Source organism: Primorskyibacter flagellatus, assembly GCF_014638275.1.
Taxonomy (GTDB): Bacteria; Pseudomonadota; Alphaproteobacteria; order Rhodobacterales; family Rhodobacteraceae; genus Pseudooceanicola; species Pseudooceanicola flagellatus_A.
Map to the genome: position 1 here is coordinate 333,694 of NZ_BMFJ01000001.1, position 25,978 is coordinate 359,671.

The 25,978-nt window shown below is 66.6% G+C and carries 25 protein-coding genes; 11 read left to right on the plus strand and 14 right to left on the minus strand.

Annotated features, from left to right (window positions below; translation table 11 throughout):
- Nucleotides 1-46: 46 nt before the first annotated feature.
- Nucleotides 47-985: a glutathione synthase gene (gshB, locus tag IEV87_RS01680; RefSeq protein WP_188475899.1), complete on the plus strand. Its 939-nt coding sequence runs from the start codon at nt 47-49 to the stop codon at nt 983-985.
- A gap of 101 nt (nt 986-1,086) precedes the next feature.
- On the opposite strand, the gene IEV87_RS01685 is transcribed toward gshB, so the two are convergent.
- From IEV87_RS01685 to cobU, 4 genes are all read right to left on the minus strand, one after another.
- Nucleotides 1,087-2,613: a YifB family Mg chelatase-like AAA ATPase gene (locus tag IEV87_RS01685; protein ID WP_188475900.1), complete on the minus strand. Its 1,527-nt coding sequence runs from the start codon at nt 2,611-2,613 to the stop codon at nt 1,087-1,089.
- A gap of 75 nt (nt 2,614-2,688) precedes the next feature.
- The gene (locus tag IEV87_RS01690) at nt 2,689-3,564 is read right to left on the minus strand and encodes a glutathione S-transferase (RefSeq protein WP_188475901.1); all 876 of its coding nucleotides are present in this window, start codon (nt 3,562-3,564) and stop codon (nt 2,689-2,691) included.
- Nucleotides 3,565-3,647: 83 nt separating this feature from the next.
- Complete coding sequence (locus IEV87_RS01695) at nt 3,648-4,223, minus strand: histidine phosphatase family protein (RefSeq protein ID WP_188475902.1); 576 nt, start codon at nt 4,221-4,223, stop codon at nt 3,648-3,650.
- Entirely contained in the window at nt 4,220-4,741 is a 522-nt protein-coding gene (cobU, locus tag IEV87_RS01700) for a bifunctional adenosylcobinamide kinase/adenosylcobinamide-phosphate guanylyltransferase (protein WP_188475903.1), read from the minus strand. Before cobU ends, IEV87_RS01695 begins: the two co-directional genes overlap by 4 nt.
- A gap of 120 nt (nt 4,742-4,861) precedes the next feature.
- On the opposite strand from cobU, the gene IEV87_RS01705 reads away from it, so the two are divergent.
- Nucleotides 4,862-5,740, plus strand: a complete 879-nt coding sequence (locus IEV87_RS01705; RefSeq protein WP_188475904.1) for an RNA polymerase factor sigma-32 — start codon at nt 4,862-4,864, stop codon at nt 5,738-5,740.
- 95 nt (nt 5,741-5,835) lie between these two features.
- On the opposite strand, the gene IEV87_RS01710 is transcribed toward IEV87_RS01705, so the two are convergent.
- The 3 genes from IEV87_RS01710 to IEV87_RS01720 all read right to left on the minus strand — a co-directional run bounded on the left by IEV87_RS01710 (nt 5,836) and on the right by IEV87_RS01720 (nt 9,326).
- Nucleotides 5,836-7,206, minus strand: coding sequence for an FAD-binding oxidoreductase (locus IEV87_RS01710; RefSeq protein ID WP_188475905.1), 1,371 nt, complete (start codon nt 7,204-7,206; stop codon nt 5,836-5,838).
- Nucleotides 7,207-7,431: 225 nt separating this feature from the next.
- Nucleotides 7,432-8,769: a GAF domain-containing protein gene (locus IEV87_RS01715; RefSeq protein WP_229737405.1), complete on the minus strand. Its 1,338-nt coding sequence runs from the start codon at nt 8,767-8,769 to the stop codon at nt 7,432-7,434.
- Entirely contained in the window at nt 8,766-9,326 is a 561-nt protein-coding gene (locus IEV87_RS01720) for a hypothetical protein (RefSeq protein ID WP_188475906.1), read from the minus strand. The genes IEV87_RS01715 and IEV87_RS01720 overlap by 4 nt, the downstream gene beginning before the upstream one ends.
- A gap of 198 nt (nt 9,327-9,524) precedes the next feature.
- Between IEV87_RS01720 and coaBC the strand changes: the two genes are divergently transcribed.
- The 4 genes from coaBC to IEV87_RS01740 are packed head-to-tail and all read left to right on the plus strand — an operon-like array spanning nt 9,525 to nt 14,310.
- Nucleotides 9,525-10,718, plus strand: coding sequence for a bifunctional phosphopantothenoylcysteine decarboxylase/phosphopantothenate--cysteine ligase CoaBC (gene coaBC / locus IEV87_RS01725; protein WP_188478317.1), 1,194 nt, complete (start codon nt 9,525-9,527; stop codon nt 10,716-10,718).
- Nucleotides 10,719-10,746: 28 nt separating this feature from the next.
- Nucleotides 10,747-11,202, plus strand: a complete 456-nt coding sequence (gene dut / locus IEV87_RS01730) for a dUTP diphosphatase (protein ID WP_188475907.1) — start codon at nt 10,747-10,749, stop codon at nt 11,200-11,202.
- Complete coding sequence (locus IEV87_RS01735) at nt 11,202-12,263, plus strand: HesA/MoeB/ThiF family protein (protein WP_188475908.1); 1,062 nt, start codon at nt 11,202-11,204, stop codon at nt 12,261-12,263. The genes dut and IEV87_RS01735 overlap by 1 nt, the downstream gene beginning before the upstream one ends.
- Nucleotides 12,264-12,288: 25 nt before the next feature.
- On the plus strand, nt 12,289-14,310 hold the full coding sequence (locus IEV87_RS01740) for a M3 family metallopeptidase (RefSeq protein WP_188475909.1): 2,022 nt from the start codon (nt 12,289-12,291) through the stop codon (nt 14,308-14,310).
- A 69-nt stretch (nt 14,311-14,379) separates the two neighbouring features.
- On the opposite strand, the gene IEV87_RS01745 is transcribed toward IEV87_RS01740, so the two are convergent.
- Nucleotides 14,380-15,060, minus strand: a complete 681-nt coding sequence (locus IEV87_RS01745) for a metal-dependent hydrolase (protein ID WP_188475910.1) — start codon at nt 15,058-15,060, stop codon at nt 14,380-14,382.
- 74 nt (nt 15,061-15,134) lie between these two features.
- On the opposite strand from IEV87_RS01745, the gene IEV87_RS01750 reads away from it, so the two are divergent.
- From IEV87_RS01750 to IEV87_RS01770, 5 genes are all read left to right on the plus strand, one after another.
- Nucleotides 15,135-15,797 carry a ceramidase domain-containing protein gene (locus IEV87_RS01750; RefSeq protein WP_188475911.1) on the plus strand — a complete coding sequence of 221 codons (663 nt, stop codon included), beginning with the start codon at nt 15,135-15,137 and terminating at the stop codon, nt 15,795-15,797.
- Nucleotides 15,798-15,839: 42 nt separating this feature from the next.
- Nucleotides 15,840-16,127, plus strand: a complete 288-nt coding sequence (gatC, locus tag IEV87_RS01755; RefSeq protein ID WP_188475912.1) for an Asp-tRNA(Asn)/Glu-tRNA(Gln) amidotransferase subunit GatC — start codon at nt 15,840-15,842, stop codon at nt 16,125-16,127.
- Nucleotides 16,124-17,611 (plus strand): Asp-tRNA(Asn)/Glu-tRNA(Gln) amidotransferase subunit GatA, encoded by a 1,488-nt coding sequence (gene gatA / locus IEV87_RS01760; protein WP_188475913.1) that lies wholly within the window; start codon nt 16,124-16,126, stop codon nt 17,609-17,611. The genes gatC and gatA overlap by 4 nt, the downstream gene beginning before the upstream one ends.
- A gap of 59 nt (nt 17,612-17,670) precedes the next feature.
- Complete coding sequence (locus IEV87_RS01765; protein WP_188475914.1) at nt 17,671-18,435, plus strand: hypothetical protein; 765 nt, start codon at nt 17,671-17,673, stop codon at nt 18,433-18,435.
- A 90-nt stretch (nt 18,436-18,525) separates the two neighbouring features.
- Nucleotides 18,526-19,188 (plus strand): N-acetylmuramoyl-L-alanine amidase, encoded by a 663-nt coding sequence (locus IEV87_RS01770; protein WP_188478318.1) that lies wholly within the window; start codon nt 18,526-18,528, stop codon nt 19,186-19,188.
- Between the two features lie 188 nt (nt 19,189-19,376).
- On the opposite strand, the gene IEV87_RS01775 is transcribed toward IEV87_RS01770, so the two are convergent.
- The 6 genes from IEV87_RS01775 to IEV87_RS01800 are packed head-to-tail and all read right to left on the minus strand — an operon-like array spanning nt 19,377 to nt 25,922.
- Nucleotides 19,377-20,309, minus strand: a complete 933-nt coding sequence (locus IEV87_RS01775) for a 2-hydroxyacid dehydrogenase (RefSeq protein ID WP_188475915.1) — start codon at nt 20,307-20,309, stop codon at nt 19,377-19,379.
- Nucleotides 20,309-21,448, minus strand: coding sequence for a rod shape-determining protein RodA (gene rodA, locus IEV87_RS01780; protein WP_188475916.1), 1,140 nt, complete (start codon nt 21,446-21,448; stop codon nt 20,309-20,311). Before rodA ends, IEV87_RS01775 begins: the two co-directional genes overlap by 1 nt.
- Nucleotides 21,445-23,388 (minus strand): penicillin-binding protein 2, encoded by a 1,944-nt coding sequence (gene mrdA, locus IEV87_RS01785; protein WP_188475917.1) that lies wholly within the window; start codon nt 23,386-23,388, stop codon nt 21,445-21,447. Before mrdA ends, rodA begins: the two co-directional genes overlap by 4 nt.
- Nucleotides 23,385-23,933 (minus strand): rod shape-determining protein MreD, encoded by a 549-nt coding sequence (locus tag IEV87_RS01790; protein WP_188475918.1) that lies wholly within the window; start codon nt 23,931-23,933, stop codon nt 23,385-23,387. The genes mrdA and IEV87_RS01790 overlap by 4 nt, the downstream gene beginning before the upstream one ends.
- Complete coding sequence (gene mreC / locus IEV87_RS01795) at nt 23,926-24,843, minus strand: rod shape-determining protein MreC (protein WP_188475919.1); 918 nt, start codon at nt 24,841-24,843, stop codon at nt 23,926-23,928. Before mreC ends, IEV87_RS01790 begins: the two co-directional genes overlap by 8 nt.
- A 32-nt stretch (nt 24,844-24,875) precedes the next feature.
- The gene (locus tag IEV87_RS01800; protein WP_188475920.1) at nt 24,876-25,922 is read right to left on the minus strand and encodes a rod shape-determining protein; all 1,047 of its coding nucleotides are present in this window, start codon (nt 25,920-25,922) and stop codon (nt 24,876-24,878) included.
- Nucleotides 25,923-25,978: the final 56 nt, after the last annotated feature.

Below are 25,978 nucleotides of genomic sequence, written 5' to 3' on the forward strand. Positions count from 1 at the left end.
GGTTTCCGTCATCAAAGTCGGGCGGCGACAGTCAGGAGGCCCGGCGATGAAGGTTGCAATCCAGATGGACCCGATCGGTTCGGTGAACATCAATGCGGACAGTACGTTCCGGATTGCCGAGGAGGCGCAGGCGCGCGGGCATGAGCTGTTCTATTACACGCCGGACCGGCTGTCCTATCAGGAAGGGCGGGTTCTGGCGCGCGGGCAGGCGCTGACGGTTCGGCGGGACGTCGGGAATCACGCGACACTCGGCGAGATGACGGAGATCGATCTGGCGGAATTCGACGTGGTCTGGCTGCGGCAGGACCCGCCTTTCGACATGTTCTACATCACAACCACGCATCTGCTGCAGCGGCTGAGCCCCGGCACGCTGGTGGTCAACGATCCGTTCTGGGTCCGGAACTCTCCGGAAAAGCTTCTGGTGCTGGACTTCCCCGATCTCACACCGCCGACGGCCATCGCGCGCGATCTGGAGACCTTGCGCGCGTTCCGGGCAAAACATCAGGACGTCATCGTCAAGCCGCTTTACGGCAATGGCGGGGCAGGGGTGTTCCGGATCACGCCGGAAGACCGCAATCTCGCCTCGCTGCATGAGCTGTTCACGGGGTTCTCTCGCGAACCTCTGATTGTGCAGAAATTCCTGCCCGCCGTGTCCAAGGGCGACAAGCGGGTCATCCTTGTGGACGGGGAGGCGGTCGGCGCGATCAACCGCGTTCCGGCGGAAGGCGAGACGCGGTCCAACATGCATGTCGGCGGGCGGCCCGAGAAGATCGGCTTGAGCGATCGGGATCGCGAGATTTGCGCGCGAATCGGGCCGGTGCTGCGCGAGAAGGGGCAGATCTTTGTCGGGATCGACGTGATCGGTGACTGGCTGACAGAGATCAACGTGACCTCGCCAACCGGCATCCAGGAGCTCGAGCGGTTCGACGGGGTGAATATTGCCGCGAAAATCTGGGAAGCGATCGAGGCGCGTCGGGCAGGCTGACCGTGGCTTTGTCAGTTCCCGAGGCGCCGTCCGAAGCGATCGAGACGGTCGGCGGGATGGAAGCCCGACGCGCCGTGCTGATGCTGCCCGGTGCGGGAGCGTCACGCTGCCCTGTCGCTTGGGCGTTCCACGGTCAGGCGATAGCTTAGCGCTTCGGCAATGTGGTCGGCTTCGACATCGTGACTTTGCGCCAGGTCGGCGATGGTCCGGGCGACGCGCAGGATTCGATGATAGCCCCGTGCCGTAAGGCCGAAGCGTTCGGCTGCGCGGTGCAGCAGGTCGCGACCTTCGGCGTCCGGGGTGGCGATCTCCTCCAGCAGGCGGCCTTCGGCGTCGGCGTTCAGCGCGGCATGCGGGTGCCCGGCAAAGCGGTGCGCCTGCAGCGCGCGGGCGGCACGGACGCGGGCGGCGACGGTGGCGGAATCGTCGCCGGAGGGGGGCAGGTCGAGGTCCATGAAGGAAACCGGGGGCACTTCGATCCGAAGGTCGATGCGGTCCATGATCGGGCCCGAGATCCGTCCCAGGTAGTCCAGGCCGCATTGCGGCACGCGGGCGCAGGCGCGGGACGGATCGGGCAGGTAGCCGCATTTGCAGGGGTTGGCGGCGGCGACCAGCAGGAAACGGCAGGGGTAGCGCATATGGGCGTTGGCGCGGGAGACGACGACCTCTCCGGTTTCGATGGGCTGGCGCAGGGTCTCGAGAACAGCGCGGGGGAATTCGGGCAGTTCGTCCATGAAGAGCACGCCGTTATGGGCGAGGCTGATCTCTCCGGGTTTTGAGCCGCGCCCGCCGCCGACAATGGCGGCCATGGAAGCGGTATGGTGGGGTTCGCGAAAGGGCCGCTGCCGGGAGATGCCGCCGTCGGTCAGCAGCCCGGCGAGGGAGTGGATCATCGAGGTGTCGAGCGCCTCTGCCGGGGTGAGATCGGGCAGGATGGAGGGCAGGCGGGCGGCCAGCATGGATTTGCCGGACCCGGGCGTGCCCGAGAGGAAAAGGTGATGGCGCCCGGCGGCGGCGATTTCCAGCGCGCGCTTGGCCCGTTCCTGTCCCTTGATGTCGCGCAGGTCGCGGGGGGTGAGACGGGCGGCTGCTTCGCCCGGTTCGGCGGGGGCGATGGCGGCCTGACCGGTCAGGTGGCGCACAAGGTCGGTGAGGGAGGCGGCGGCGATGACCTGGGTGGTGTCGATCCAGGCGGCTTCGGCCCCGCAGGCGGCGGGACAGTAGAGGGCGCGGTCATCCTCTGCGGCGGCGACGGCGGCGGGCAGGCAGCCGAGGACCGGGACAAGCGAGCCGTCGAGCGACAGTTCGCCGAGGGCCACGGCGGTTTCAACCGCGTCCTTCGGCAGGATCTCCAGCGCCGAAAGCAGGGCGAGCGCGATCGGCAGGTCGAAATGGCTGCCTTCCTTGGGCAGGTCGGCGGGGGAGAGGTTGACCGTGATCCGCTTTGACGGCAGGGCGATGTGCATGGCCGTCAGGGCGGAGCGGACGCGGTCCCGCGCCTCGCTCACCGCCTTGTCGGGCAGGCCGACGATGGAGAAGGAGGGCAGGCCCAGGGTCACGGCGCATTGCACCTCGACCGGGCGGGCCTCGATCCCTTCGAATGCAACTGTGTAGGCTCTGGCAATCATGCGGTGTCCCCCGGCGACCATGGTTAACGGGGGAATGGTTGCCAGACGGTTAATCGACCGTGCGGTGATGGCGGATCAGGCGGTGAGCAGGGCCATGAAGGCCGGGAAGGCCTCTGGATCGTTCACCGTCTTGTCGCGGCAGTTCGCATTACAGAAGCCGAAGGTGCGCCCGTCGATTTCCAGCATATGCGAGGTGTCGGCCTTGCCGGAGTAGGGGCAGGTGGCGTTTTCCGGCGTTCCGGTCGCGACGGCGCGGGCGGGGCGCGGTGCCGGGCCGGGCCACGGACGTTTCGGCAGGTCGAGTTCGTAGGGCACGGGGTCGTAGCTGACGGTGAGCCCCTGCGCCCGCCAACGGCGGAAGGCGGGATCGGAGAGCGTGAGGTCGACATAGGCCTGCGCCTCCGGCCCGACGGGCAGGCCGTAGCCGGCGATCCGGGCCGCGACGGGGGCAAAGAAGACATCGGCCAGCGAATAGGTGCCGAACAGCCAGGGCCCGGCCTGACCATGGCGATCGCGTGCGAGGTTCCAGAGCGTTTCGACGCGTACGACATCGGCCAGCACCGCCTCGGACGGGGTGAAACCGTCGTACTGGTACAGAAGCTGGCAGTTGCAGCTGCCGCGCAGGGCGGTGAACCCGGCGTGCATTTCGGCGCTGATCCAGCGGGCGAGGGCACGGGCGGAGGGATCGGCGGGCCAGAGACCGGCGTCGGGATGGCGTTCGGCAAGCGTTTCGGCCATGGCCATGGTTTCGCCGATCACGATGCCGTCCGGGGTCCGCATCACCGGGACAAGCCGGGCGGGGGCGAGGTCGCCGAGGTCGGCCAGAAGCGTGCCGGAGTAGAGCCCGACCATATGGGTGCGCACCGGGATGACGAACTTTTCGAACATCAGCCAGCCGCGCAGCGACCAGGACGAAAAACTGCGGTCACCGATGTAGAGGTCGTAGGTCATGACCCGGGCCCTTTTCTGAGAGGTTTCCGGCAGCCTATCCCGTGCAATGGGTTCACCAAAACGAATGATTGTTGGCTAATTGATCAGAAAATGTGATTGATCAGATGCACGTCCCAGCCCGGATTCAGCCGCTGGATGGTGGTAACCGAGAGATTGTCGATCTTCTGGCCGAGCGTCAATGCCGGGTCCTCGCCGCGGGCGCGGCCCAGTTGGGTCAGGATCATCCCGAAATGGCCGACGACGATAATGTCCGCCGCATTGTGGGCGTGCAGCCGGTCCAGCGCCCGGGCCACGCGGTCGGCCACCGTATTCCAGCTTTCGCCGTTCGGGGGCGCAAGGTCCCCAGGTGTTTCCCAGAAAACGCGGGAAAGGTCGGGGTGCGTGTCCGCGGCCTCGCGGAAGTGCTTTCCGTCCCAGTCCCCGAAGTCGAATTCGCGCAGGTCCGGATCGTGCGGCAGGCGGTGGCGCGTGCCGGCGATGGCGTCGGCCGTCTGCACGGCGCGCGAAAGGTCGGAAGAGATCACCAGTGCGCCCGGGGGCAGGGCGGCTTCAAGCCGGGCCAGCGCGGCGGTGTCGGAGAGGTCGGCGGGCACGTCGCGCCAGCCGACGAAGGTTTTTTCGTGCGTCGGCCCATGTCGGACCATGTGGAACCGGGTCACGCGAGTGTTCCCTTCAACACGTTCGGAAGGCCCGCGACGACCTGCACCACGCGGTCGGCGCGGGCAGCCATCACGATGTTCAGGCGGCCCTGCGCCTCGCGGAAACGGCGCCCGAGCGCGGTGTCGGGAACAATGCCCGAGCCGACCTCGTTGCTGACAAGCCAGACCGGGGCGGGGCAATGGTCGAGCGCCTTCATCAGGTCGGTCGTGGCGGCGTCGACATCCTGTTCGGCCAGCATCAGGTTGGTGAGCCAGAGCGTCAGGCAGTCGATCAAAACGGCGTGATCGGCGTTGACCTGCCGAAGCGCGCCGGAAAGGTCGGTCGGGGCTTCGCGGGTGGTCCACCGCGCACCGCGCCTTTCGACGTGGCGCGCGATTTTTTCTGTCATTTCAGCGTCGAAGGCCTGGGCGGTGGCGATGTAGTAGGGTCGTCCTCCGGCAGACAGTATAGCATTTTCGGCAAAAGCCGACTTGCCCGAGGCCGCTCCGCCAAGCACCAGGGTCACGGGCGCTGCCATATTCTTGTCCCATCTCGTGAACCAAATCCGGGTTTCAAGCGTATAGCTCATAGCAACGATAAGACAACCGTACCGGCCCTGCACAATTGCCGGAGGCCGGACCGTCATACCGGGGGGTCCATGGCACAAGAACATTCGACCGACATGTCTCTTTCGCGGCGCGCCATGAAGGCGGAGCTGCTGGATGCGGAGACCGAACTGCGGCTTGCCTACGCCTGGCGCGACGACCGGGATGAAGCGGCACTGCACCGGTTGATCACGGCTTACATGCGGCTGGCGATCTCCATGGCGTCGAAGTATCGCCGGTACGGCGCACCGATCAACGACCTGATCCAGGAGGCCGGGCTGGGCCTGATGAAGGCGGCGGACAAGTTCGATCCGGACCGGGGCGTTCGCTTTTCGACTTACGCTGTATGGTGGATCAAGGCATCCATTCAGGACTACGTGATGCGCAACTGGTCGATGGTGCGAACCGGGTCCACGTCCTCCCAGAAATCCCTGTTTTTCAACATGCGACGGGTTCAGGCCCGGATAGAACGCGAGGCGCTTGGCCGGGGAGAGCTGCTGGACAAGCACCAGTTGCACCAGATGATCGCCACCGAGGTTGGCGTTCCCCTGCGTGATGTCGAGATGATGGACGGGCGGCTCTCCGGCTCGGACTTTTCGCTGAACGCCACGCAGTCGATGGAGGACGAGGGGCGCGAGTGGATCGACACGATCGAGGACGACAGCGCACAGGCCTCGGACGTGGTGGAAGAGCGTCATGACAGGGTGCGGCTGCGCGGCTGGCTGGCCGAGGCGCTGTCCTCTCTCAATGACCGCGAAACGCTGATCGTGCGGGAGCGCAAGCTGCGCGATGCCCCGCGCACGCTGGAGAGCCTGGGCGAGGAGCTCGGTCTGTCCAAGGAGCGCGTCCGGCAACTTGAGGCGGCGGCGTTCAAGAAGATGCGCCGTCATCTTGAACAGAATGGGGCCGGGGCGGAAACGCTGCTGAACTGACGGGATCTGCCCGCGCGTTGCGTGCGGAAGGAATGTGAGACGGGGCCGGGAGGAATTCCCGGCCCCGTTTCGTCATGTCTGCCGTTCCGGCTGCGTCAGGCCGCACGGACCTTCTGTGTGCCCAGGGCCGCGCCGAACAGACCCTTGGGGTCGTATTTCGACCGGAGGGCGGACAGGCGGGCGGCGACAGGGGTGCTGTGCGCCAGATCGATCCGGCCGGGTTGGTCCAAGTCGCAATATCCGACATAGACCCCGGCTTTCATTGGTGCGGCGGCGTCCATCGCGGCGCGCAGCCAGGCCATCTGGTCGGCGTCCTTCGTCTCATCCTGCCAGACCGTGTAGATCGCGCCGAAGTGACGCGCGATGCGGGAGAAGGCCGCGTCGCCGGTCTGGATGCCGTGACCGGAGCCGGGCGAGACGATCGCAAAGCTCATCGGCGAAGGGGCCGCCTTGAGCGCGGTGACGAAATGTTCCAGCACGGTCGCGGTGTCCGCGTCGGACCAGAGGCTGTCGACGGCGAAGCGGTGGCCCTTGGGTGCGCCCGCGCCGGTCATCTGGTACAGGTCCGCAACCGCGGTCGGCATGGCGGGAACCTCGACGAATGCGCCTTCCGGGGCATCTGCGAAGACCTCTGCCAGGATCGACTGCGCCTGTTCCTCACTTTCACCGAAGACCGTGACAATGGCGGAGATGGCGGTCATGTGGCCGATCGGGGAGGCTTCGGTCGAAATCCTGAGCGTCACCTCCACCTGCGCCGGGGCGCGGCGGGCGGCGGTGTCGATCCAGGCGGCGACGGCGGCATGGTGATCCGCCCCGTAGACTCGGACGGCGGTCATGATGGCGGGCTTGGCCTCCTTCAGCTTCAGCCGGTAGCTGGTGACGATGCCGAAGAAGCCGGGGCCGGCGCCGCGGACCGCCCAGAACAGGTCCGGGTGTTCCGTCGCGCTGACGTGCAGCAGTTCACCGTCCGGGGTGACGATGTCCGCACCTTCGACGAGGAAGCAGGCGATGCCCCACTCACCGGAGTTCCAGCCGACGCCGCCGCCCAGAAGGTAGCCGCCGAGCGCGACGCTGGCGCAGTGACCGACCGGGAAGGCGAGACCGAGACGGGTCAATTCCTCGTTCAGGCGGGCGTTGGTCACCGAGGGGCCGGTTTCGCAGGTCCGGGTGGCGACGTTGATGCGCAGATGATTGAGCGCTTCGAGGTCGATCACCACGTCGGCCTGGCTTGCGATGCCGGTGAAATGGTGGCCGCTGCCGCGGGGAGAGACGGTCAGGCCGTTGGCGGCGGCAAAGCGCACCGCCTCCTGCACGTCTGCGGCATTGGCTGCCCGCACGATGTAGCGGGCGCGGACGGCCGGTTTGCGGCCGTTCCAGATCAGGTCGTCTGCGGCAGCACCGAACCCGGGGTCGAAAGCGGTTACCAGCTTGCCGGTAAGACGCTTTCTCAAAGTTGCTTCGTTCATGTCTTTCTCCAATGGTAAGTCAAAATCCCTCGGGCCGGCGGGACAGCCGGCTTTCGGGCGGATCGTTCAAAAAGGGTCTGCGGGGCATGTGCCGTTGGCTGTTTCAGGGCCTCTGGCGCCGGTGCTGCCGCATGGCGCCTGATAGGCTGCGGCGCGGAGGAAGGCTTGTTAAGAAAACCCTCTCCGAATGCTAAAGAATGCTAAAAGACTGCTAAGTCTTGCGGCTCAGTCCGTGATTTCCACCAGAGTCAGCCCGCAGAGCACGTTCAGACGGAACCGGCCGCGCCCTGTCTTGTCGATGCGCAGGCAGGCGTTGCGCTCCTCCAGCCGCTTGCGCAGCAGGATCAGCCGGGCGTCGAGGTTCTCCGCATGAGCGGGCAGGCGGAGAGAGCCGTCGAGTCGCAGTTCGCGCGTGGTGAAATCGGTGCGGCCGGTGTCGGCATGTTCGCGCGCGAGTCGCCAGAGGATCGCCCCGGCCACCCCCTTGATGAGATAGTCGTTGTCGAGGAAAACGCTTTGGTCCAGCGGATGGAAGCGCAGGGCGACCCCGCCGCTGACCGGGGGCGGGGCGGTGTCCTCGGGGCCTTCCGCCTCGGGTTCGTCGCGCTGGAGCAGGGTGATGCGCAGCGCAAGGTGCGCGGCGCAGGTGGCAAGCGCGTCCTCCATCTCGAAGTCGAATCGCATGGGTTCGGGCGTTTCGGCAAAGAGCACGCCAATGCAGGTGCTGCCGGACATCAGCGGCAGGGCGATCTGGCTGCCGGGTTCGGTCAGGCCGGGGAAGGGGATCTGACGGCCCGGACCGGCAACCAGCCCGGCGGCCCGCGCGGTTTCGCTGATCGAGGCGCCGTAGCCATAGTCGCTGGTCATGTGGCAGATTCGGATTGGCACGCATTCCCGGGCGGCGACGCCGATGACTCCTTCCCCGAAGGCCACTTCGGAGCCGATGCCGGATCGAGGGTATCCGTGCGAGGCGACGGTAAACAGACGACGCGCGCCGTCGCCGACCATCAGCACCATGGTGTTCGAGATGTCGAAACGGTCGTGCAGCGTCACCACCGCCGCGTCGAGCAGGTCGTCGAGGTCGGTGCAGGCGTCCATCGCGGCGCAGGTCGCGCGGGTGGCGGCCAGCAGGGGGCGCGGCACGGGCCGGGGCGGGATGGCGTGGCCGGCGACGGGTTCGATACTGCGCACGCTGAAGATGTCGGCGCCAAGCAGGCGGAACACGCCGTCCATCCCGTGGTGAGAGGCGATCCCGGCAAGCTTGGCCTTCATGGTCTCGAAGATCGGGCCTTCGGTGCGGGTTTCTATATAGTCGAGGTCAAGCCGGTACTGGGCAAAGGTTTCCGGATCGGCGATCTGAACCGCGGCCATGCGGGTGGTCATCAGGTTCGCGCGGGTCTTGTTGAAGAACTGGTAGGAGAGCGCGACGTGCTGCGGATCGACGTAGTGCACCTGGCTGATCATCGACACGTTCGGCATGCCGTCTTCGTCGAGAGTGGCCATGATGGAGGCATAGACACCCTCCATCGCGCTGCGCAGGGGTTCCAGGCTTGGCGCTGTCACGGCCGGAGCTCCGCACCCGCGCCGGGGCCCGGGGTCTGGGTGAAGATGCGTTCGGGCTCCACCTCCACGGCGATCATGTCCTCGGTATCCGCGAAGAGCCAGCCGGCGGCGAGCTCCTTCGTGAAGCCGATTTCGGCAAGGCCTTCGCAGAATAGCAGCCCCTGACGTTCGATTTCGGGCATGTCCTCGGGGCGGGCGGGGGTGATGACCGCCGTTTCCGCCTTGATCTGGAAGGCGCGGTGGTGCTGGTTCGACCCGGTGAAGGTGACGGCGACACGACTGCCCTCGCGCAGGGCGTCGATGACGGGTTTTCCCGCGCCGCGCGACATGATGATCCGCAGCCGGGTCGGCGAAAGGGCGCGGCAGGCTGCGGCGGCGGCGCTGGTCGGGCGCCCCTCCGCGGTACGCGCGGCCAGCAGGATCGTCGCGCCCGACTGGGCCAGAGCCAGCAGGTCGGGGGTCAGCATGACGCGGCCCGAGCGCAGCGCGCTCTGGTCCGTCCAGGCGCGGATGTCTGCCTCGGGTGTCGTCGGTCGGGCTGCGGTGCGGAACGTCATCGGTGTTGCGGAGAAAGCCGCCCCTTCCGGAGCGATGACAGAGTCTTTAGTGCGGAGCCGGGCCGTTTGCCAAGCGTTTTGCGCAGGATCGCCCCCGCACCGTCGGCGGGTGCCGCTTGTCTTGGCCCCGGGCGCGCCCTAGTGTCGGCAGCGCTTGCCGAGTTCGCAGGCGCGCAGGGTGCAATCCGGGGGGCGGCGATGCTGTCGGGCAAGACCATTCTTCTCATCATCGGGGGCGGTATCGCGGCCTACAAGTCGCTGGACCTGATCCGTCGGCTGCGGGACCGTGGCGCAGCGGTGGTGCCTGTGATGACGCAGGCAGCGGGGGAGTTCGTAACGCCCCTGTCGGTGTCCGCGCTGGCTGGTCGCAAGGTCTATTCCGACCTGTTCGACCTGACCGACGAGGCTGAGATGGGGCATATCCAGCTGTCGCGCGCCGCTGACCTGATCGTGGTGGCCCCTGCGACGGCGGACCTGATCGGAAAGGTTGCGGGCGGGCTGGCGGGGGACATGGCCTCCACCCTGCTGATGGCGACGGATACCGATGTGCTGATGGCCCCGGCGATGAACGTGCGGATGTGGCTGCATCCCTCGGTACAGAAGAACGTGGCGCAGCTGCGGGAGCAGGGGGTGGCGTTTGTCGGCCCGAACGAGGGCGACATGGCCTGTGGCGAATACGGTCCCGGACGCATGTCGGAGCCGCTGGAGATCGTCACGGCGGTGGAGGCGAAGCTGGCCGCCGGTCCGCTGAAGGGGCGGCGGGTGCTGGTGACCTCCGGTCCGACGCATGAGCCGATCGACCCGGTACGCTACATCGCGAACCGGTCTTCGGGTGTGCAGGGGACGGCGATTGCCCGCTCGCTCGCGGCGCTCGGGGCTGAGGTGGTCTTTGTCACCGGACCGGCGGACGTGCCCCCGCCCGAAGGCGTGCAGGTGATCAGGGTCCAGTCTGCGTCGGAAATGGCCGATGCGGTCGCGGCGGCCCTGCCGGTCGATGCGGCGGTGATGGCGGCCGCGGTGGCGGACTGGCGGGTCAAGACGGCCTCGGGGTCGAAGATCAAGAAGGTCGCGGGGGCGCTGCCGGTGCTCGAGTTCGAGGAGAATCCCGACATACTGGCCACCGTGTCGCAGATGGCGAGCGGGCGGCCCGCACTGGTGGTGGGGTTCGCGGCAGAGACGGATGACGTCGTCGCCCATGCCACGGCAAAGCGCGCGCGCAAGGGCTGCGACTGGATCGTGGCAAACGACGTATCCCCGGCCACCGGTATCATGGGCGGGACGGAGAATGCCGTGGTGCTGATTTCCGACGCGGGGGCCGAGGAATGGCCGCGCATGGGCAAGCAGGCGGTGGCAGACCGGCTGGCCAAGCGGATCGCGGCGGAGATCGGGTGATGCCTCCGGCGGGAGTATTTTCGGCAAGATGAAGCGGATCGGGATCACACGGGTCGAGGGGGCGGATGTATCGGTTGCCCTGCCGTCCTATGCCTCTGCCGGAGCGGCGGGGGCGGATGTGCGCGCGAACCTTGCCGATCGCGGTCAGGTGGTGATCGCACCGGGTGCGCGGGCGCTGGTGCCGACGGGTCTGCGCATGGCGATACCGGAGGGGTTCGAAGTGCAGGTCCGCCCCCGCTCCGGGCTGGCGCTGAAGCACGGGGTGACTGTGGCGAACGCGCCGGGCACCGTGGACAGCGATTACCGCGGGGAGGTCGGGGTGATCCTGGTGAACCTCGGGGCGGAGGCCTTCGTGGTGGCGCACGGCGACCGGGTCGCGCAACTGGTGGTGGCGCCGGTGGTGCAGGCGGCGTTCGGGATCGTGGAAGAGCTGGACGCGACGGAGCGGGGCTCCGGCGGGTTCGGGTCGACTGGACGCGGCTGATGCTGCTGGTTCTCGTCATTGCCGGCGTGATCTGGGGCGCGGGTCTACTGACAGGTGCTCCGGTTCGGCTGCGGCTGGCGGGGATCGGGCTGCTCTGGCTGGGTGTCGTGCTGGGGCATGTGGTCCTGCCTGAGCGCCACGGACTGCGGCTCGCCACCGGCGGATCGGCGGCGCCCTGGCTGCTGCTTGGCGGGATGGTTGCGGTCGTGATGGGGTATCGCGCGGCGCTCGGCTGGCTGAAGCGGCGGGTGCATGTGCCGGAGCCCGTCGTTGCGGACGGGCCGTTCCGGGAGGCGGAATTGCGGCGGTATGCCCGCCATATCATCCTGCGTGAGGTCGGCGGGCCGGGGCAGGTGAAGCTGAAACAGGCAAGGGTGCTGGTGATCGGAGCGGGGGGCCTCGGTTCGCCCGCGCTGATGTATCTTGCCGCCGCCGGGGTCGGGACCATCGGGTTGATCGACGATGACTCGGTTGATGCGACGAACCTGCAGCGGCAGGTGATCCACGGGGATGCGGACATCGGGCGGCCCAAGGTGCAGTCCGCGACGGACCGGCTGCGCGGGCTGAACCCGTTCGTGGAGATCAGGCCTTATGGACGGCGGCTGGTGGCGGAGGAGGCCGAGGCGCTGTTCGCCGATTATGACGTGATCCTAGACGGGACGGACAATTTCGATACGCGGTACCTGGTGAACCGGGTGGCCGCGGCGCAGGGCAAGCCTTTGATTTCCGGCGCGCTGACGCAGTGGGAGGGGCAGGTTTCTGTGTTCGATCCGGCACTGGGGGACCCCTGTTACCAATGCGTCTTTCCGGAAGCGCCCGCTCCCGGCCTCGCACCGTCCTGCGCGGAGGCGGGCGTGATCGGCCCGCTGCCGGGCGTCGTCGGGTCGATGATGGCGGTGGAGGCGGTAAAGGTCATCACCGGGGCGGGCGCGGCCCTGCGCGGAGAGATGCTGATCTATGACGCGCTTTGGGGCGAGACGCGGAAAATTCGCGTGAAGCCGCGCGCGGACTGTCCCGTTTGCCACGGGAGAGGACTGGCGAAGGACACGGGCAGGGCCTAGGTTTCCGGTCAAAGGAGAACCGCTCATGACCAACCCGCTGCTCGCCCCCTGGGACACGCCCTTCGACCTGCCGCCCTTCGGGGCCATTTCCGATGAGGACTACGCGCCCGCGCTGGACAAGGCGCTGGCGGCGCACGATGCGGAGATCGCCTCCATCGTCGCCAACCCCGTCGCGCCGGATTTCGAGAACACGATCGCGGCGCTCGAGGCCTCGGGCGAGGCGCTGGAGCGGGTGCTTTCACCGTTCTTCGCCGTGGCGGGGGCGGATGCGACGCCGCGGCGGCAGGAGTTGCAGCGGGAGTTTTCGCCCAAGCTGGCCAAGCATTTTGCGGCGATCTCGGCCAATTCCGAGCTTTTCGCGCGGATCCGTGCGGTGTGGGATCAGCGGGCGACGCTCGGGCTGGACGAACAGGACGCACGGCAATTGTTCCTCGTGCATCGCGGCTATGTCCGCTCGGGCGCGGCGCTCAAGGGGGCGGAGGCTGACCGGATGAAGGAGATCAAGGAACGGCTGGCGGTTCTTGGCACCGAATTCACCCAGAACCTGCTGAAGGACGAAAGCGACTGGGTCATGGACCTTGCCGAGGCCGATCTGAGAGGGCTGCCCGGTTTCCTCGTCGACGCCGCACGGGCGGCTGGTGAGGAAAAGGGAAGAGCGGGGCCGGTTGTGACCCTGTCGCGGTCGCTGATTGTTCCTTTTCTGCAATTTTCGCCGCGACGAGAATTGCGGGAGAAGGCGTGGAAGGCGTGGTGCGCACGGGGCGCTTTCGGCGGGGAGACGGACAACCGGGGCATTGCGGCAGAGATCCTCGCGCTCAGGGAAGAGCGGGCCAAGCTGCTCGGCTACGCAAATTTCGCGCGCTACAAGCTGGACACGGAGATGGCCGGGACGCCGGATGCGGTGCGCGGTTTGCTGGCGGAGGTCTGGGCCCCGGCCAAGCGGCAGGCGCTGGCGGATCAGGAGGTCCTGTCGGCCATGGCAGCGGAAGACGGCGTGAACGGTCCGATCGAAGGCTGGGACTGGCGCTATTACGCGGAGAAGCGGCGCAAGGCGGAGCATGATCTCGATGAGGCCGCGCTCAAGCCGTATTTCCAGTTGGAGAAGATGATCGAGGCGGCGTTCGACTGTTCGACGCGCCTGTTCGGGCTGGAGTACCGGCCGCTGGATTTCGAGAGCTATCATAAGGACGTGCGGATGTGGGAGGTGACGCGCGGCGGAGAGCATGTGGCGGTGTTCATCGGCGACTATTTTGCGCGTGGGACCAAGCGGTCGGGGGCCTGGTGTTCGGCAATACGGTCGCAGTCGCGGCGGCCTCGGGTGCAGGCCCCGGTCGTGGTGAACGTGTGCAACTTTGCGAAGCCGCCCAAGGGGCGGGCGGCGCTGCTGTCCTATGACGATGCGCGGACGCTGTTCCACGAATTCGGCCATGCGCTGCATCAGATGCTGTCGGACGTGAGGTGGGAGGGCGTTTCAGGGACTTCGGTCGCGCGGGACTTCGTTGAACTGCCGAGCCAGCTGTATGAGCACTGGCTGGAGGTGCCGGAAGTGCTTGAGAAATATGCGGTGCACGTCGACACGGGCGAGGCGATGCCAAAGGCGATGCTGGACAAGGTGCTTGGCGCGGCGAATTTCGACATGGGGTTCCAGACGGTGGAATATGTCGCCTCGGCTCTTGTCGACCTTGAATTCCACGACGGCGCAGCCCCGGTGGACCCGATGGCGCGGCAGGCCGAGGTCCTTGCCGATCTCGGCATGCCCTCCGCCATTCCGATGCGCCATGCGACGCCACAGTTCGCGCACGTGTTTTCGGGGGATGGCTATTCCTCGGGCTATTACAGCTACATGTGGTCGGAGGTGATGGATGCGGACGCCTTCGCCGCCTTCGAGGAAGCGGGCGGTGCGTTCGACCCGGCGACGGCGAAATCGCTGGAGGAGAATATCCTCTCCAAAGGCGGATCGGTCGAGGCGGCGGAGCTTTACGAGCGGTTCCGGGGACGCCTGCCGGGGGTCGAGGCGTTGCTGAAGGGCCGCGGGCTGGCGGCGTGACACGTATTGCCAGTCAGTGAGGTGTCATCCTCGGGCTCGACCCGAGGATGACGGTGCGCGGTGTGACGGTCAGAGGTCGATGGCTTTCAGAACCTCGGGTTCGATAACCTTCGTTCCCGGTAGCGCGTCGATGAGTTCCTGTGCGGACTGGGCGAGGACCGGGAAGGTCTTGTAGTGGCAGGGGATGATCGTTTTGAAATCGAAAAAGGCTTTCGCGGCATAGGCGGCGCGGCGCATGTCCATGGTGTAGAAACCGCCGCAGGCGAGAATGCCGATATCGGGTTTATGCAGGTCGTGGAAGACTTTCATGTCAGCCATGACGTCTGTGTCGCCGGAAAAGTAGATCACATGGCCCTCTCCCTCGATCATGAAGCCGGCCTCGCTGCCTGCATAGGCGCCGTCGGGCGTGGCGGAAGAGTGTGTGGCGTGTACCATCGTTACCTTCACATCACCGATAGAGACCGTACCGCCCTTGTTGAACCCGTTGGCCTTTTCCACGCCCTTGCCCTTCAGCCAGCCGGCGAGTTCGACCATGGTGTAGACCGGCAGGGTGCCTCCCGCGATGTCGATCACGTCGCCGACGTGATCGCCGTGACCGTGGGACACGAGAATGGCGGTGACGCCTTCAGAGGCCTCTGCCTTGCGGTCCTGCGGGAATGCGGGGTTGCCCGAGAGGAAGGGGTCGATCAGCAGGCATTGACCTGCGATGTCGATCTTGAAGCCGGAATGGCCAAGCCAGGTGATTTTCATGTCTGTTCCTCCGATGGTGTCAGGGGCAAGCCTAGCGCGGGAATGTGACAAGGGAAGAGGCAAGAGGAGAGGCGATGGACTGGACCGAAGCGGTTGACGGGTACTGCGAACGACTGGGGCCGGGACTCTGGGCGGAGCCGTGGAATGCGGTGACCAACCTCGCCTTCATCCTTGTCGGCCTCTGGATGTGGCGGCGGTCGGCGGGAGTGGCTCCGGCGCGGCTGCTGTCGGCGGTGCTGGTGGTGATCGGGATCGGATCGGGGCTGTTCCACACCTTCGCCCAGGCGTGGGCCGGGGTGGCGGATGTGGTGCCGATCCTGGTCTTCGTGTTGCTCTATGTCTGGTTCGCGAACCGGTATTTCTGGCGGCTCGGCCCGGTCTGGTCGGGGGTGGGGACGGCGCTGTTCGTACCCTACGCCGCCGCCACCGTGCCACTGTTTGCGATGATCCCCGGCCTTGGCGGATCCTCGGCCTATGCGCCGGTGCCTGTCCTGATCGCGGCATACGGGGTGGCACTCTGGCGAAGGCTGCAGGTCGCGCGGGGGCTGCTGACCGGGGCCGGAGTGCTTTGCCTGTCGATCCTGTTCCGGGCGTTGGACGCGCCGCTCTGCGGGGTCTGGCCGGGGGGCACGCATTTCCTCTGGCATCTGCTGAATGCCGCGATGCTGGGCTGGATGATCGAAGTGCTGCGGCGGCATCTGAGCGGGTCCCTTGCGGGGGGCGGCGGGGGGCGGTAAACCGGCCCGGATTTTGATGTCCCGCGAGAGAAGGGGAAGCGCATGTCCATCGACGAAGGCACCGCCGCCAAGGTGGCGAAGCTGGCCCGGATCAAGGTCGATCCCGCCGACCTGCCGGTGCTGGCGCAGGAATTCAACACCATCCTCGGTTTTATTGAACAGTTGAACGAGGTCGATGTCGAGGGTGTCGAGCCGATGGTATCGGTTACACCGATGAGGCTGAAACGGCGCGAGGACGTGGTGACGGACGGCGACCAGCAGGGCAAGGTCCTGTCGAATGCGCCGGACGCGCGCGAGGGGTTCTTTGCGGTGCCGAAGGTGGTGGAATGAGCGAGCTGACGAAACTGACCATCGCGGCGGCCCGGGATGCGCTACGCAAGGGCGAGGTGACAAGCGTCGAACTGACGGAGGCCTGTCTGGCGGCCATCGACAAGGCCGATGCGCTGAATGCCTTCGTGCACAAGACGCCCGAAATCGCGCGGGAAAGGGCAGCGGCGGCGGATGAGCGCATCAAGGCGGGGGATGCGCCGGACATGTGCGGGATCCCGGTCGGGATCAAGGACCTGTTCTGCACCGAAGGCGTGCCTTCGCAGGCGGCCTCGGGCATCCTTCGGGGGTTCGTGCCGCAGTATGAATCGACCGTCAGTCAGAACCTGATCGACGCGGGTGCGGTGATGCTGGGCAAGCTGAACATGGACGAATTCGCCATGGGGTCGTCCAACGAAACCTCAGTTTACGGCAATGCGGTGAACCCCTGGCGGCGCGGCAATGACGACACAGCGCTGACGCCCGGCGGTTCTTCGGGCGGGTCGGCGGCGGCGGTTGCGGCGGACCTCTGCCTTGCGGCGACGGGCACGGATACCGGCGGGTCGATCCGCCAGCCCGCGGCCTTCACCGGGATCACCGGCATCAAGCCGACTTACGGGCGCTGTTCCAGATGGGGCGTGGTGGCTTTCGCCTCCTCTCTCGATCAGGCGGGGCCGATGACGAAGGACGTGCGCGACTCGGCGATCATGCTGCGGGCAATGTGTTCGCATGACCCGAAGGATTCCACCTCCGCCGATCTGCCCGTACCGGATTTCGAAGCCGCGCTGACCGGCGACATCAAGGGCAAGACCATCGGGATTCCCAAGGAATACCGGATGGACGGGATGCCGGAGGAGATCGACGCGCTCTGGACCCAGGGCAAGGAGATGCTGCGCGATGCGGGGGCGAAAATCGTCGACATCTCGCTGCCGCACACGAAATACGCGCTGCCGGCCTATTACGTGATCGCCCCGGCCGAGGCGTCCTCGAACCTCGCGCGCTATGACGGGGTGCGCTATGGGCACCGGGCAAAGCTGTCGCAGGGCGACGGCATCACCGAGATGTACGAAAAGACTCGCGCGGAGGGCTTCGGCAAGGAGGTTCAGCGCCGGGTGATGGTGGGGACCTATGTGCTGTCCGCCGGGTTCTACGACGCCTATTACAACCGCGCCCGCCGGGTCAGGACACTGATAAAGCGCGACTTCGACGACGCTTTCGCCGCCGGAGTCGACGCGATCCTGACACCGGCCACCCCGTCGTCGGCCTTCGGGCTGGGCGAGATGGCGGAGGCCGATCCGGTGCAGATGTATCTCAACGACGTGTTTACCGTGACCGTGAACCTCGCCGGGCTGCCCGGCATCGCCGTGCCAACCGGACTGGATCGTCAGGGGCTGCCGCTTGGACTGCAGCTGATCGGACGGCCGTGGGAGGAGGGCGACCTGCTCAACACCGCCTACGCGCTGGAAAAGGCGGCGGGGTTTGTGGCGAAGCCGGCGAAATGGTGGTAACCTGTTGCAAACATGCCCGTCCCGCAGGACAGGGTGAGCAGTGAGATGATGCCATGATCATGACGACGACAACCTTCCGGCTGGGGCTTGGCGCCCTGGCTCTGACGGCGCTGGCCGCCTGCCAGCCGCCGGTGCCCGACAGCGGGGCCGGGGTGGGGTTCGGCGACTACACCCAGTATCAGCGCCAGCGCGAGGCGCAGCTGAGCGGGCAGGCGGCGTCCTCCCTGCCGCCGGCGAGCGCGGTGTCCTCCGAAACGCTGGAGCCGACCGGGGCCGGCACAACCGCCGTCACGCCGCTGAACGGCGGAACGGTGGACGCGGGGTCCGAGATCGCGGCGGAAACACGCGCGGTGCTTGGCGGTGCGGGCGCGGGAGGAACGGCTCCGCTGGATGCCAGCCCGTCGAACCCGCCGCCGGTTGCGGTGAACTCCGCCGGCCTGTCGGCAGAGAACGACTTCTCCGCCGTTGGCGAACAGCGCAGCATTGCCGATGACAAGGCGCTGATCGCGCAGAACCGGGCGGCCTACACCCAGGTCCAGCCAGAGGCGCTGCCGACGCGGACGGACACGGGGCCGAACATCGTGGCTTATGCGTTGCAGACCAGTCATGCGCCCGGTCAGTCGCAATATCGCCGGACGTCCCTGCCGGGGGCCGAGGGGCGCTATCAGCGGGCCTGTGCGGCCTATCCGTCGCCCGATCTGGCACAGACGGAGTTCCTGAAGGCAGGGGGGCCTGAGCGGGACCGCAAGGGGGTCGATCCGGACGGGGACGGGTTCGCCTGTTCCTGGGATCCGCGCCCGTTCCGCAAGGCGGCAGGCGGCTGATCCGTGGCGCCTTCGGGCTACCGGCATCCTGACGCGATCTGGCGCGCCTCACCCAACATCAACGACCGCCGGCACGGCGGCGGGCCGGATATGGTGATCGTTCACCATACCGCCATGGCCAGTGCCGAGGCAGCCCTTGATCGGCTTTGTGATACGGACCCGCCAGAAGGTCTGCCTCCTGTGTCCTGTCATTATCTGATTTCGGAAACTGGCGGCCTCTGGCAGATGGTGGATGAGAAAGACAGGGCCTGGCATGCGGGTCTCGGTGCCTGGGGGGATGTGAAGGAGGTCAATTCCCGCTCTGTCGGAATCGAACTCGCGAATACCGCGTGCCACCCTTATCCGGAGCCTCAGATGGCGGTGCTGGAAGATCTCCTGTCCGGTATCCTGTCGCGGTGGTCGATCCCGCCGGAGCGGGTGATCGGGCATTCCGACATGGCGCCGCACCGGAAATCCGATCCCGGCGCACGGTTCGACTGGCGGCGGCTGGCGTGGCGCGGGCTGGCCATCTGGCCGGAGGCGGGGACGCATGAGGGCGAGGACGAGGCTGGCTTTGCGGCCAATCTGGAGCGGATCGGGTATCGCGCGCCGGAGGTGGCGGATGCGCAGGCGCTGCTGCTCTGGGCGTTCCGGCTGCGGTTCCGACCCTGGGCGGCGGAGGAGCGGGGGGCTCTGGATGCGGAGGACTGCCGGATCGCGGCGGATATCGCGCGGCGGTATCCGGCGAAGAACGGGGGCTCAGCGGCGGGCTGAAGCCCGCCCTACGGGCTTGGTCTGAACCGGGTGGATGGGGCGCAGGCCGGGCTTCAGCCCGGCGGCGGCCTTCGCGTCAAGCCGGTGTCTCACGCGTTCTTCTTGAGGCTTGTTCCGGGGACCGTTGTCCGGAGAGATCTTCGGATCAAGTCCGAGGATGACGGTTTGAAGACATGTCGATGTCCCGCTCAGTACCCCTGATCCCTGTCAACCAGATGCAGGAACGGCTCTCCGGCCTCGCCCCGCCGGACGTTTTCCGCGATCACCCGCGATGCCGTGTTCGCGCGGGTTTCCGACGCGATATGCGGGGTAACGGTCACGCGGGGGTGGCTCCAGAACGGATGTTCGTGGGGGAGAGGTTCGACCCTGAAGACGTCCAGCGTCGCATGTGCGACATGGCCTCTGTCCAGCGCCGCGAGCAGGGCGTCGTCGTCGATCAGCGGGCCGCGACCGGGGTTCACGATCATTGCGCCCTCGGGAAGGGTCGCCAGGGCCCCGGCGTCGATCAGGTTCACGGTCTGCGGTGTGTCCGGCAGAAGCAGAACGAGTATTTCGGCGGATGCGAGCGCGGCTTCCAGTCCGCCCGCCCCGTAGCGGGTGGTCAGACCCGGCACGTCTTTCGCCCGGCGGCTCCATCCCGTCACCGGAAAGCCGAGACCGGCCAAGGCCTTCGCGCAGGCGGTGCCGAGTTCGCCGAGGCCCAGCACCGTTACGGGGCGCTCCGCGGCTACCGGGGGCACGTGGCGTTCCCATTTCCCGTTCTGTCGCGCGAGGAAGAAGTCTATGTTCAGGTGGTGACGCAGCACGTGGCCTGTCACCCATTCGACCATGCCCTGCGTCAGGCTCGGGTCCACCATGCGGGCCAGCGGCTGCGTGAGGGTGGTGTTGCCGACGATGGTCTCGACCCCGGCCCAGAGGTTCAGCACCGCCTTGCAACGGGAGTAAGGGGTGAAATCCTGCACCGCGCTGTTCGGGGCGTAGACGATGTAGTCGACCTCCTCCGGCGGCATCTCGGTGGACAGGTTCACGTCGAGACCATGTTCGGCGAAAGCCTCGGTCAGCGGGGCGCGGTATTCCGACCACCGTTCTTCGGTGGCGGCGAAAAGGACGTTTACGGTCATCAGCGGGGCCTGTGTATATGGGCGCTCTGCACCAGACCGAAGGCGGCGAGGAGGACCAGCATGGCCGATCCGCCGTAGGACACCAGCGGCAGCGGCACCCCGACAACCGGCGCAAGGCCCATGACCATCGACATGTTCACGGCAAAGAACAGGAAGAAGGTCGTGGCGATGCCAAGCGTCAGCAACGACGCGAAGCGGTCCTTGTTGGCCAGCGCGGAGGAGACGCAGAACACGATGATCAGCGCGTAGAGCGCGAGGAGGGAGAAGGCACCGACAAAGCCGAACTCCTCTGCCAGGGTGGTGAAGATGAAGTCGGTGTGTTTTTCCGGCAGGAAGTTCAGCCGGGACTGCGTGCCCTGCATGTAGCCGCGCCCGGTCCAGCCTCCGGAGCCGAGGGCAATCTTGGCCTGGGTGATGTGATAGCCTGCGCCAAGCGGATCGTTGGAGGGATCAAGGAACGTGTCGATACGGCGGAACTGGTAGTCCTTGATAAGCTGCCAGTCGGTGCCGCGCGACTTGAAGACGGCGGTGACGGCCCCGATTCCGGCGGTCAGGACGGCCACGAAATAAGCCCAGTGCACCCCGGCCAGGAACATGACCGCGGCGCCTCCGATCATCAGCAGCAGCGCGGTGCCGAGGTCGGGCTGGGTCAGCACCAGGTAGGTCGGCGTCAGGATCAGCAGCACCGGGATGATGACCCAGAGCGGGCGCGAGGTCCGGCTGACGGGCAGGGCGTCGTAATAGGCGGCGAGCACCATGACGAGGGTGATCTTCATGAGCTCCGACGGTTGCAGGCGCATGAAGCCGAGGTCGATCCAGCGCTGCGCACCCATGCCAACCGCGCCGAAGAACTCCACTGCCAGCAGCAAGACCAGAGAGCCGAGGTAGGCCACCACCGACAGGTTGCGCCACAGCCAGATCGGCACCATGGCGACGGCGAACATCACTGTGAGGCCCAGCACGAAACGCTTCATCTGCGGCATCGCCCAGGCACCGAGGTTCCCGCCAGCCACGGAGTAGAGCATCAGGAACCCGAAGGAGGCCACCGCCGCCAGCAGCAGGATCAGCGGCCAGTTCAGGTAGAGAACCTTGCGGATGCCGCTTGGCGTGGTCTTGACGTTGTACTCGAGAAAACTCATGCGCGGCTCTTGGCGTCGGTGCCTGCGGCGGGGCGGTATTCACGCAGCTTCTTCTGCATTTCCTGGACGCGCGGCCTGTCCTTCTGCGGGTAGGCGTCCAGCGGCGGTTCGCCCTGAAACAGCGCCTGAAGGGTGATGTCACGGGCCACCGGGGCGGCCACGGCCGATCCGCCGCCGCCGTGTTCGATCACGACTGCCACCGCCACCTTGGGGTTTTCGTAGGGGGCGAAGTTCACGAAAAGCGCGTGGTCGCGGCGCTCCCAGGGCAGGTCGGCGTTCGACCGCACACCGGCCGCGCGTTCCTTCGCCGTGATGTTGCGCACCTGGCTGGTGCCTGTCTTGCCCGCCATGCGGTATTGTTCCGCGATGATCCGGCTGCCGTAGGCCGTGCCCTTGCGGTTGTTGGAAACAGAGAACATGCCCTTGCGTATCTGGCGCAGGTGGTTTTCGTTCAGGCCAAGGCTCGGCGCGTCGGCGATCGGCTGTTCGATGCCGTTGATCTTCTTGATCAGGCGGGGCTGCACCGCCCGTCCTGCTGCGATGCGCGCGGTCATCACCGTCAGCTGCAGCGGAGAGGCGAGCACGAAACCCTGCCCGATGGCAGAGTTGACCGTGTCGCCGATCATCCAGTCCTCGCCCCGCGCCTCGCGTTTCCAGGCCTTCGTGGGCGCAAGACCCTGCGCGACGGCGGACATGGGCAGGTCGATCCGGTCGCCGAGGCCGAGCTTCTGCGCCATGGCGGAGATCTTCTCGATCCCGAGCTGCATCGCCAGTTCGTAATAATAGATGTCGCAGCTTTCCCTGAGCGATCCCTCAAGGTTCATGCTGCCGTGGCCCGACCCTTTCCAGCAGTGGAACCGGCGGCCCGAGACCTCGAGGTGACCGCGGCAGTAGAACGTGTCCTCCGGCCCGATGATCCCCGCATCGAGCCCGGCAAGACCGACAACCATCTTGAAGGTCGAACCGGGCGGATAGATGCCCTGCACAGATTTGGCGGCGAGGGGGCGGTACTTGTTTTCGGTCAGGGCCCGGTAGTCGCTGACGGAGATCCCGCGGACAAAGAGGTTCGGATCGAAAGAGGGGGCAGAGCCGATGGCGAGGATGTCGCCGTTGGTCACGTCCATCACCACGGCGGCTGCGCTTTCCCCGTCCAGGCGCCCCTGCACATAGGTCTGGAGGTTGGCGTCGATGGTCAGTTGCAGATTTTCGCCCTGCTGGCCTTCGCGCCGGTCGAGTTCGCGCATCTCGCGGCCGACGTGGTTGACCTCCACCCGGCGGGCGCCGGCCTTGCCGCGCAGTTCCTCCTCCAGCTTGGCCTCCACCCCGACCTTGCCGATCTGGAAGCGGGGGATGAGGAGAAGCTGGTCCGGCGCTTCCATCTTGGACAGGTCATAGTCCGAAACGGGCCCAACGTAGCCGACGACATGGGCAAAGTCCGAACCCTGCGGATAGGTGCGGGTGAGCCCGACCTCGGGCGTGACGCCGGGCAGGGCGGGGGCGTTGACGGCGATCTGGGTCACGTCGCTCCAGGCGACCTGATCCGCGACCGTGACGGGGAAGAAGGGCTGGGTGCGTTTCAGTTCGGTCTGCGCCCGTTCCAGTTCCTCGTCCGTCAGCTTGATGAGGGAGGTGAGGCGGCGCAGCACCTCCTCGACGTCGCCTGCATCCTCGCGGGTCAGGGAAATCCGGTAAGCGGGGTTGTTGACGGCAATCGGGGCACCGTTGCGGTCGAAGATCTCTCCGCGTGCGGGGGGGATGAGGCGGATGTTGATCCGGTTTTCCTCGGCCAGAAGGCGGAACTTGTCGGCCTCCTCCACCTGCATGTAGCGCATGCGCAGGGCGAGAAGGCCCATGAACCCGGCCTGCGCCCCGCCGAGGATCAGGGCACGGCGGGTCATCTTGCGTGCGCCCGCCGCGCTGTCCTTGTCCGGGCGCTTCATATCCTGTGCCCCAGTGTGTCGACCTCGCCCGGCGTGACGCGCCTGATACCGAAGAGGATGGCGGATCCGAGCACCATCAGAGGGTAGGCGATGACCGTGGCGACAAGCTGTGACAGGGAGAGCAGGATCGGCGCCTGCGGGATCACGAAGATCGCAAGCACGACGCGGTACCCGGCCAGTACGGCGAGGATGCCAAGCGCAGCGGTCAGCCATTCCACGGTGAAGGGCAAAGTGCGCACCCCTTCGGAGCGGTTTCGCAGCGCCTCGCTCGCCAGAACGGTCAGCCCGGCCATCAGACCCGGGGGCCGTTGCAGCAGCAGGTCGGCGAGCACCATGACCAGTGCCACCACTCCGGGAGGCACGAACTCCGGGCGGCGCAGGGCGAAGGTGAAGGTCAGCAACAGGATCATGTCTGGCCCGGCAAACCCGCGCGGCTGTGTCTGCAGCGGAAGGAGTTCGAGCAGCAGGATGCCGAGCGCGATGCCGAAATAGACGGCGCGCATGGACCAGATCCGGGTCGGAGAGGTAGCGGCATGCTCAGCCATCTGTGCCCTCCCGCGTGGTGAGATTGACGCCGTTTTCCGCTTCGGGATCAAGCTCCGGTTCGATCAGACTGCCGGGGTCGCGGATCGATTCCGTCCCCAGATGACGCAGGACGCGGAGGTATTCGAGGCGTTCGAAATCTGCGGCGAGGCGCACGCGCAGGCGACCGCCCGGGTCTTCAGCCACGCGCCCGACCAGCAGGCCTGCGGGGAAGACGCCGCCGTCGCCGGAGGAGATGATGCGGTCACCGGGGCGCACCAGTTCCGGGGCTTCTAGGAATTCGATCGGCGGGGCGGCGGAGTTGTCGCCCTCGATCAGCGCGCGCTGGCCGGAGGGCTGGATGACCACCGGCAGGCGCGAGGATGTGTCGGTCAGCAGCAGCACTCGCGCGGTCTTTTGTCCCACGCCGGAGATTCGCCCGACCAGCCCGATACCGTCCATCGTGGCCCAGCCATCGACGATCCCGTCGCGCGCGCCGACGTTCAGCAGCACCGACTGACGGAACGGGCTGCCGCTGTCGGCCATGACCACGCCGGTGACATGGGTCAGCCGGGGGTCGAGCCGCACCTTGTTCAGGTCGAGCAGGCGGGCGTTTTCCTGTTCCAGCTGGAGCGCGGCTTCCTTCCACGCCTTCATCTGCTGAAGCTCGCGGCGAAGTTCCTGGTTCTGCTGGTGAATCCGCGTGTAGCTTTGAAAGTCGCGCAGGATGTTGAGGGTGCCGTTCACTGGCGCCATGGCCCAGTCGAAAGATGGCACGACCTGGTCGAGCACCTGCGCACGGAACCGTTCGACGCGCGGGCTGTCGATCCGCCAGAACAGGAACAGGGCAAACAGCAGCAGGACAACGACGCTTCCCAGCAATCTGCGAAGCGGTGTCAGATAGTCAACGTCCTGTCTGCGGTCCTTTGCCAATGCGGCCCCTCTGACGCTTCAGCGTGGGGTGGTCAGCTGTCGTAGTCAATCGCGTGGCGCAGCAGCTTCTCGAATTCCAGCGCCTTGCCCGTACCGAGGGCAACACAATTCAGGCTTTCGTCGGCGATCGACACCGCAAGCCCCGTCTGTTCCCGCAGCGCGAGGTCGAGATCGCCCAGAAGCGCGCCGCCCCCGGTCAGCATCACGCCCCGGTCCACGATGTCCGCCGCGAGGTCGGGCGGGGTGGCTTCGAGCGCGGTCATCACCGCCTCGCAGATCTGCTGGACGGGTTCGGACAGCGCCTCCGCCACCTGGGCCTGTGTTATCTCGGTCTCTTTCGGGACGCCATTCAACAGGTCGCGACCACGGATGTGCAGGGAGGTGCCGCGCCCGTCGTCGGGCATGCGGGCGGTGCCAATGGTGGTCTTGATCCGCTCGGCAGTAGATTCCCCGACGAGCAGGTTCTGCTGGCGGCGGAGGTAGGAGATGATCGCCTCGTCCATGCGGTCGCCGCCGACGCGGACGGAGCGGGCATAGACGATGTCGCCAAGCGAAAGCACGGCGACCTCGGTCGTGCCGCCGCCGATGTCGACGACCATGTTGCCGGTCGGGTCGGTAATGGGCATGCCCGCGCCGATGGCGGCGGCGATCGGTTCCGCGATCAGCCCTGCGCGTCGGGCGCCGGCGGACAGGACCGACTGGCGGATCGCACGCTTTTCAACGGGGGTCGCGCCGTGCGGCACGCAGACGATGATTTTGGGCTTGGAGAAGGTGGAGCGCTTGTGGACCTTGCGGATGAAGTGCTTGATCATCTCTTCCGCCACATCGAAGTCGGCGATGACGCCCTCGCGCATGGGGCGGATCGCCTCGATCGTGCCGGGGGTCCGGCCAAGCATCAGCTTGGCGTCCTCACCGACGGCGAGCACCTTCTTCACCCCGTCCTTGACGTGATAGGCGACCACGGAGGGTTCGGAGAGCACGATCCCCTTGCCCTTCACGTAGACCAGTGTGTTCGCGGTCCCCAGATCGATTGCCATATCCGAGGACAATAACCCCGGCACGTTGTCCCAAAATCCCATAGTTCCCGCGATCCTGCCAAATACCGATTATTCCCGCGACTCGGCCAGTCGCGGGC

Coding starts and splice junctions, on each gene's coding strand:
- gshB (WP_188475899.1), top strand. CDS start 47: ATGAAGGTTGCAATCCAGATGGACCCGATCGGTTCGGTGAACATCAAT.
- IEV87_RS01685 (WP_188475900.1), bottom strand. CDS start 2,613: ATGATTGCCAGAGCCTACACAGTTGCATTCGAAGGGATCGAGGCCCGC.
- IEV87_RS01690 (WP_188475901.1), bottom strand. CDS start 3,564: ATGACCTACGACCTCTACATCGGTGACCGCAGTTTTTCGTCCTGGTCG.
- cobU (WP_188475903.1), bottom strand. CDS start 4,741: ATGGCAGCGCCCGTGACCCTGGTGCTTGGCGGAGCGGCCTCGGGCAAG.
- IEV87_RS01705 (WP_188475904.1), top strand. CDS start 4,862: ATGGCACAAGAACATTCGACCGACATGTCTCTTTCGCGGCGCGCCATG.
- IEV87_RS01710 (WP_188475905.1), bottom strand. CDS start 7,206: ATGAACGAAGCAACTTTGAGAAAGCGTCTTACCGGCAAGCTGGTAACC.
- IEV87_RS01720 (WP_188475906.1), bottom strand. CDS start 9,326: ATGACGTTCCGCACCGCAGCCCGACCGACGACACCCGAGGCAGACATC.
- coaBC (WP_188478317.1), top strand. CDS start 9,525: ATGCTGTCGGGCAAGACCATTCTTCTCATCATCGGGGGCGGTATCGCG.
- dut (WP_188475907.1), top strand. CDS start 10,747: ATGAAGCGGATCGGGATCACACGGGTCGAGGGGGCGGATGTATCGGTT.
- IEV87_RS01735 (WP_188475908.1), top strand. CDS start 11,202: ATGCTGCTGGTTCTCGTCATTGCCGGCGTGATCTGGGGCGCGGGTCTA.
- IEV87_RS01740 (WP_188475909.1), top strand. CDS start 12,289: ATGACCAACCCGCTGCTCGCCCCCTGGGACACGCCCTTCGACCTGCCG.
- IEV87_RS01745 (WP_188475910.1), bottom strand. CDS start 15,060: ATGAAAATCACCTGGCTTGGCCATTCCGGCTTCAAGATCGACATCGCA.
- IEV87_RS01750 (WP_188475911.1), top strand. CDS start 15,135: ATGGACTGGACCGAAGCGGTTGACGGGTACTGCGAACGACTGGGGCCG.
- gatC (WP_188475912.1), top strand. CDS start 15,840: ATGTCCATCGACGAAGGCACCGCCGCCAAGGTGGCGAAGCTGGCCCGG.
- gatA (WP_188475913.1), top strand. CDS start 16,124: ATGAGCGAGCTGACGAAACTGACCATCGCGGCGGCCCGGGATGCGCTA.
- IEV87_RS01765 (WP_188475914.1), top strand. CDS start 17,671: ATGACGACGACAACCTTCCGGCTGGGGCTTGGCGCCCTGGCTCTGACG.
- IEV87_RS01770 (WP_188478318.1), top strand. CDS start 18,526: ATGGTGATCGTTCACCATACCGCCATGGCCAGTGCCGAGGCAGCCCTT.
- IEV87_RS01775 (WP_188475915.1), bottom strand. CDS start 20,309: ATGACCGTAAACGTCCTTTTCGCCGCCACCGAAGAACGGTGGTCGGAA.
- rodA (WP_188475916.1), bottom strand. CDS start 21,448: ATGAGTTTTCTCGAGTACAACGTCAAGACCACGCCAAGCGGCATCCGC.
- mrdA (WP_188475917.1), bottom strand. CDS start 23,388: ATGAAGCGCCCGGACAAGGACAGCGCGGCGGGCGCACGCAAGATGACC.
- IEV87_RS01790 (WP_188475918.1), bottom strand. CDS start 23,933: ATGGCTGAGCATGCCGCTACCTCTCCGACCCGGATCTGGTCCATGCGC.
- IEV87_RS01800 (WP_188475920.1), bottom strand. CDS start 25,922: ATGGGATTTTGGGACAACGTGCCGGGGTTATTGTCCTCGGATATGGCA.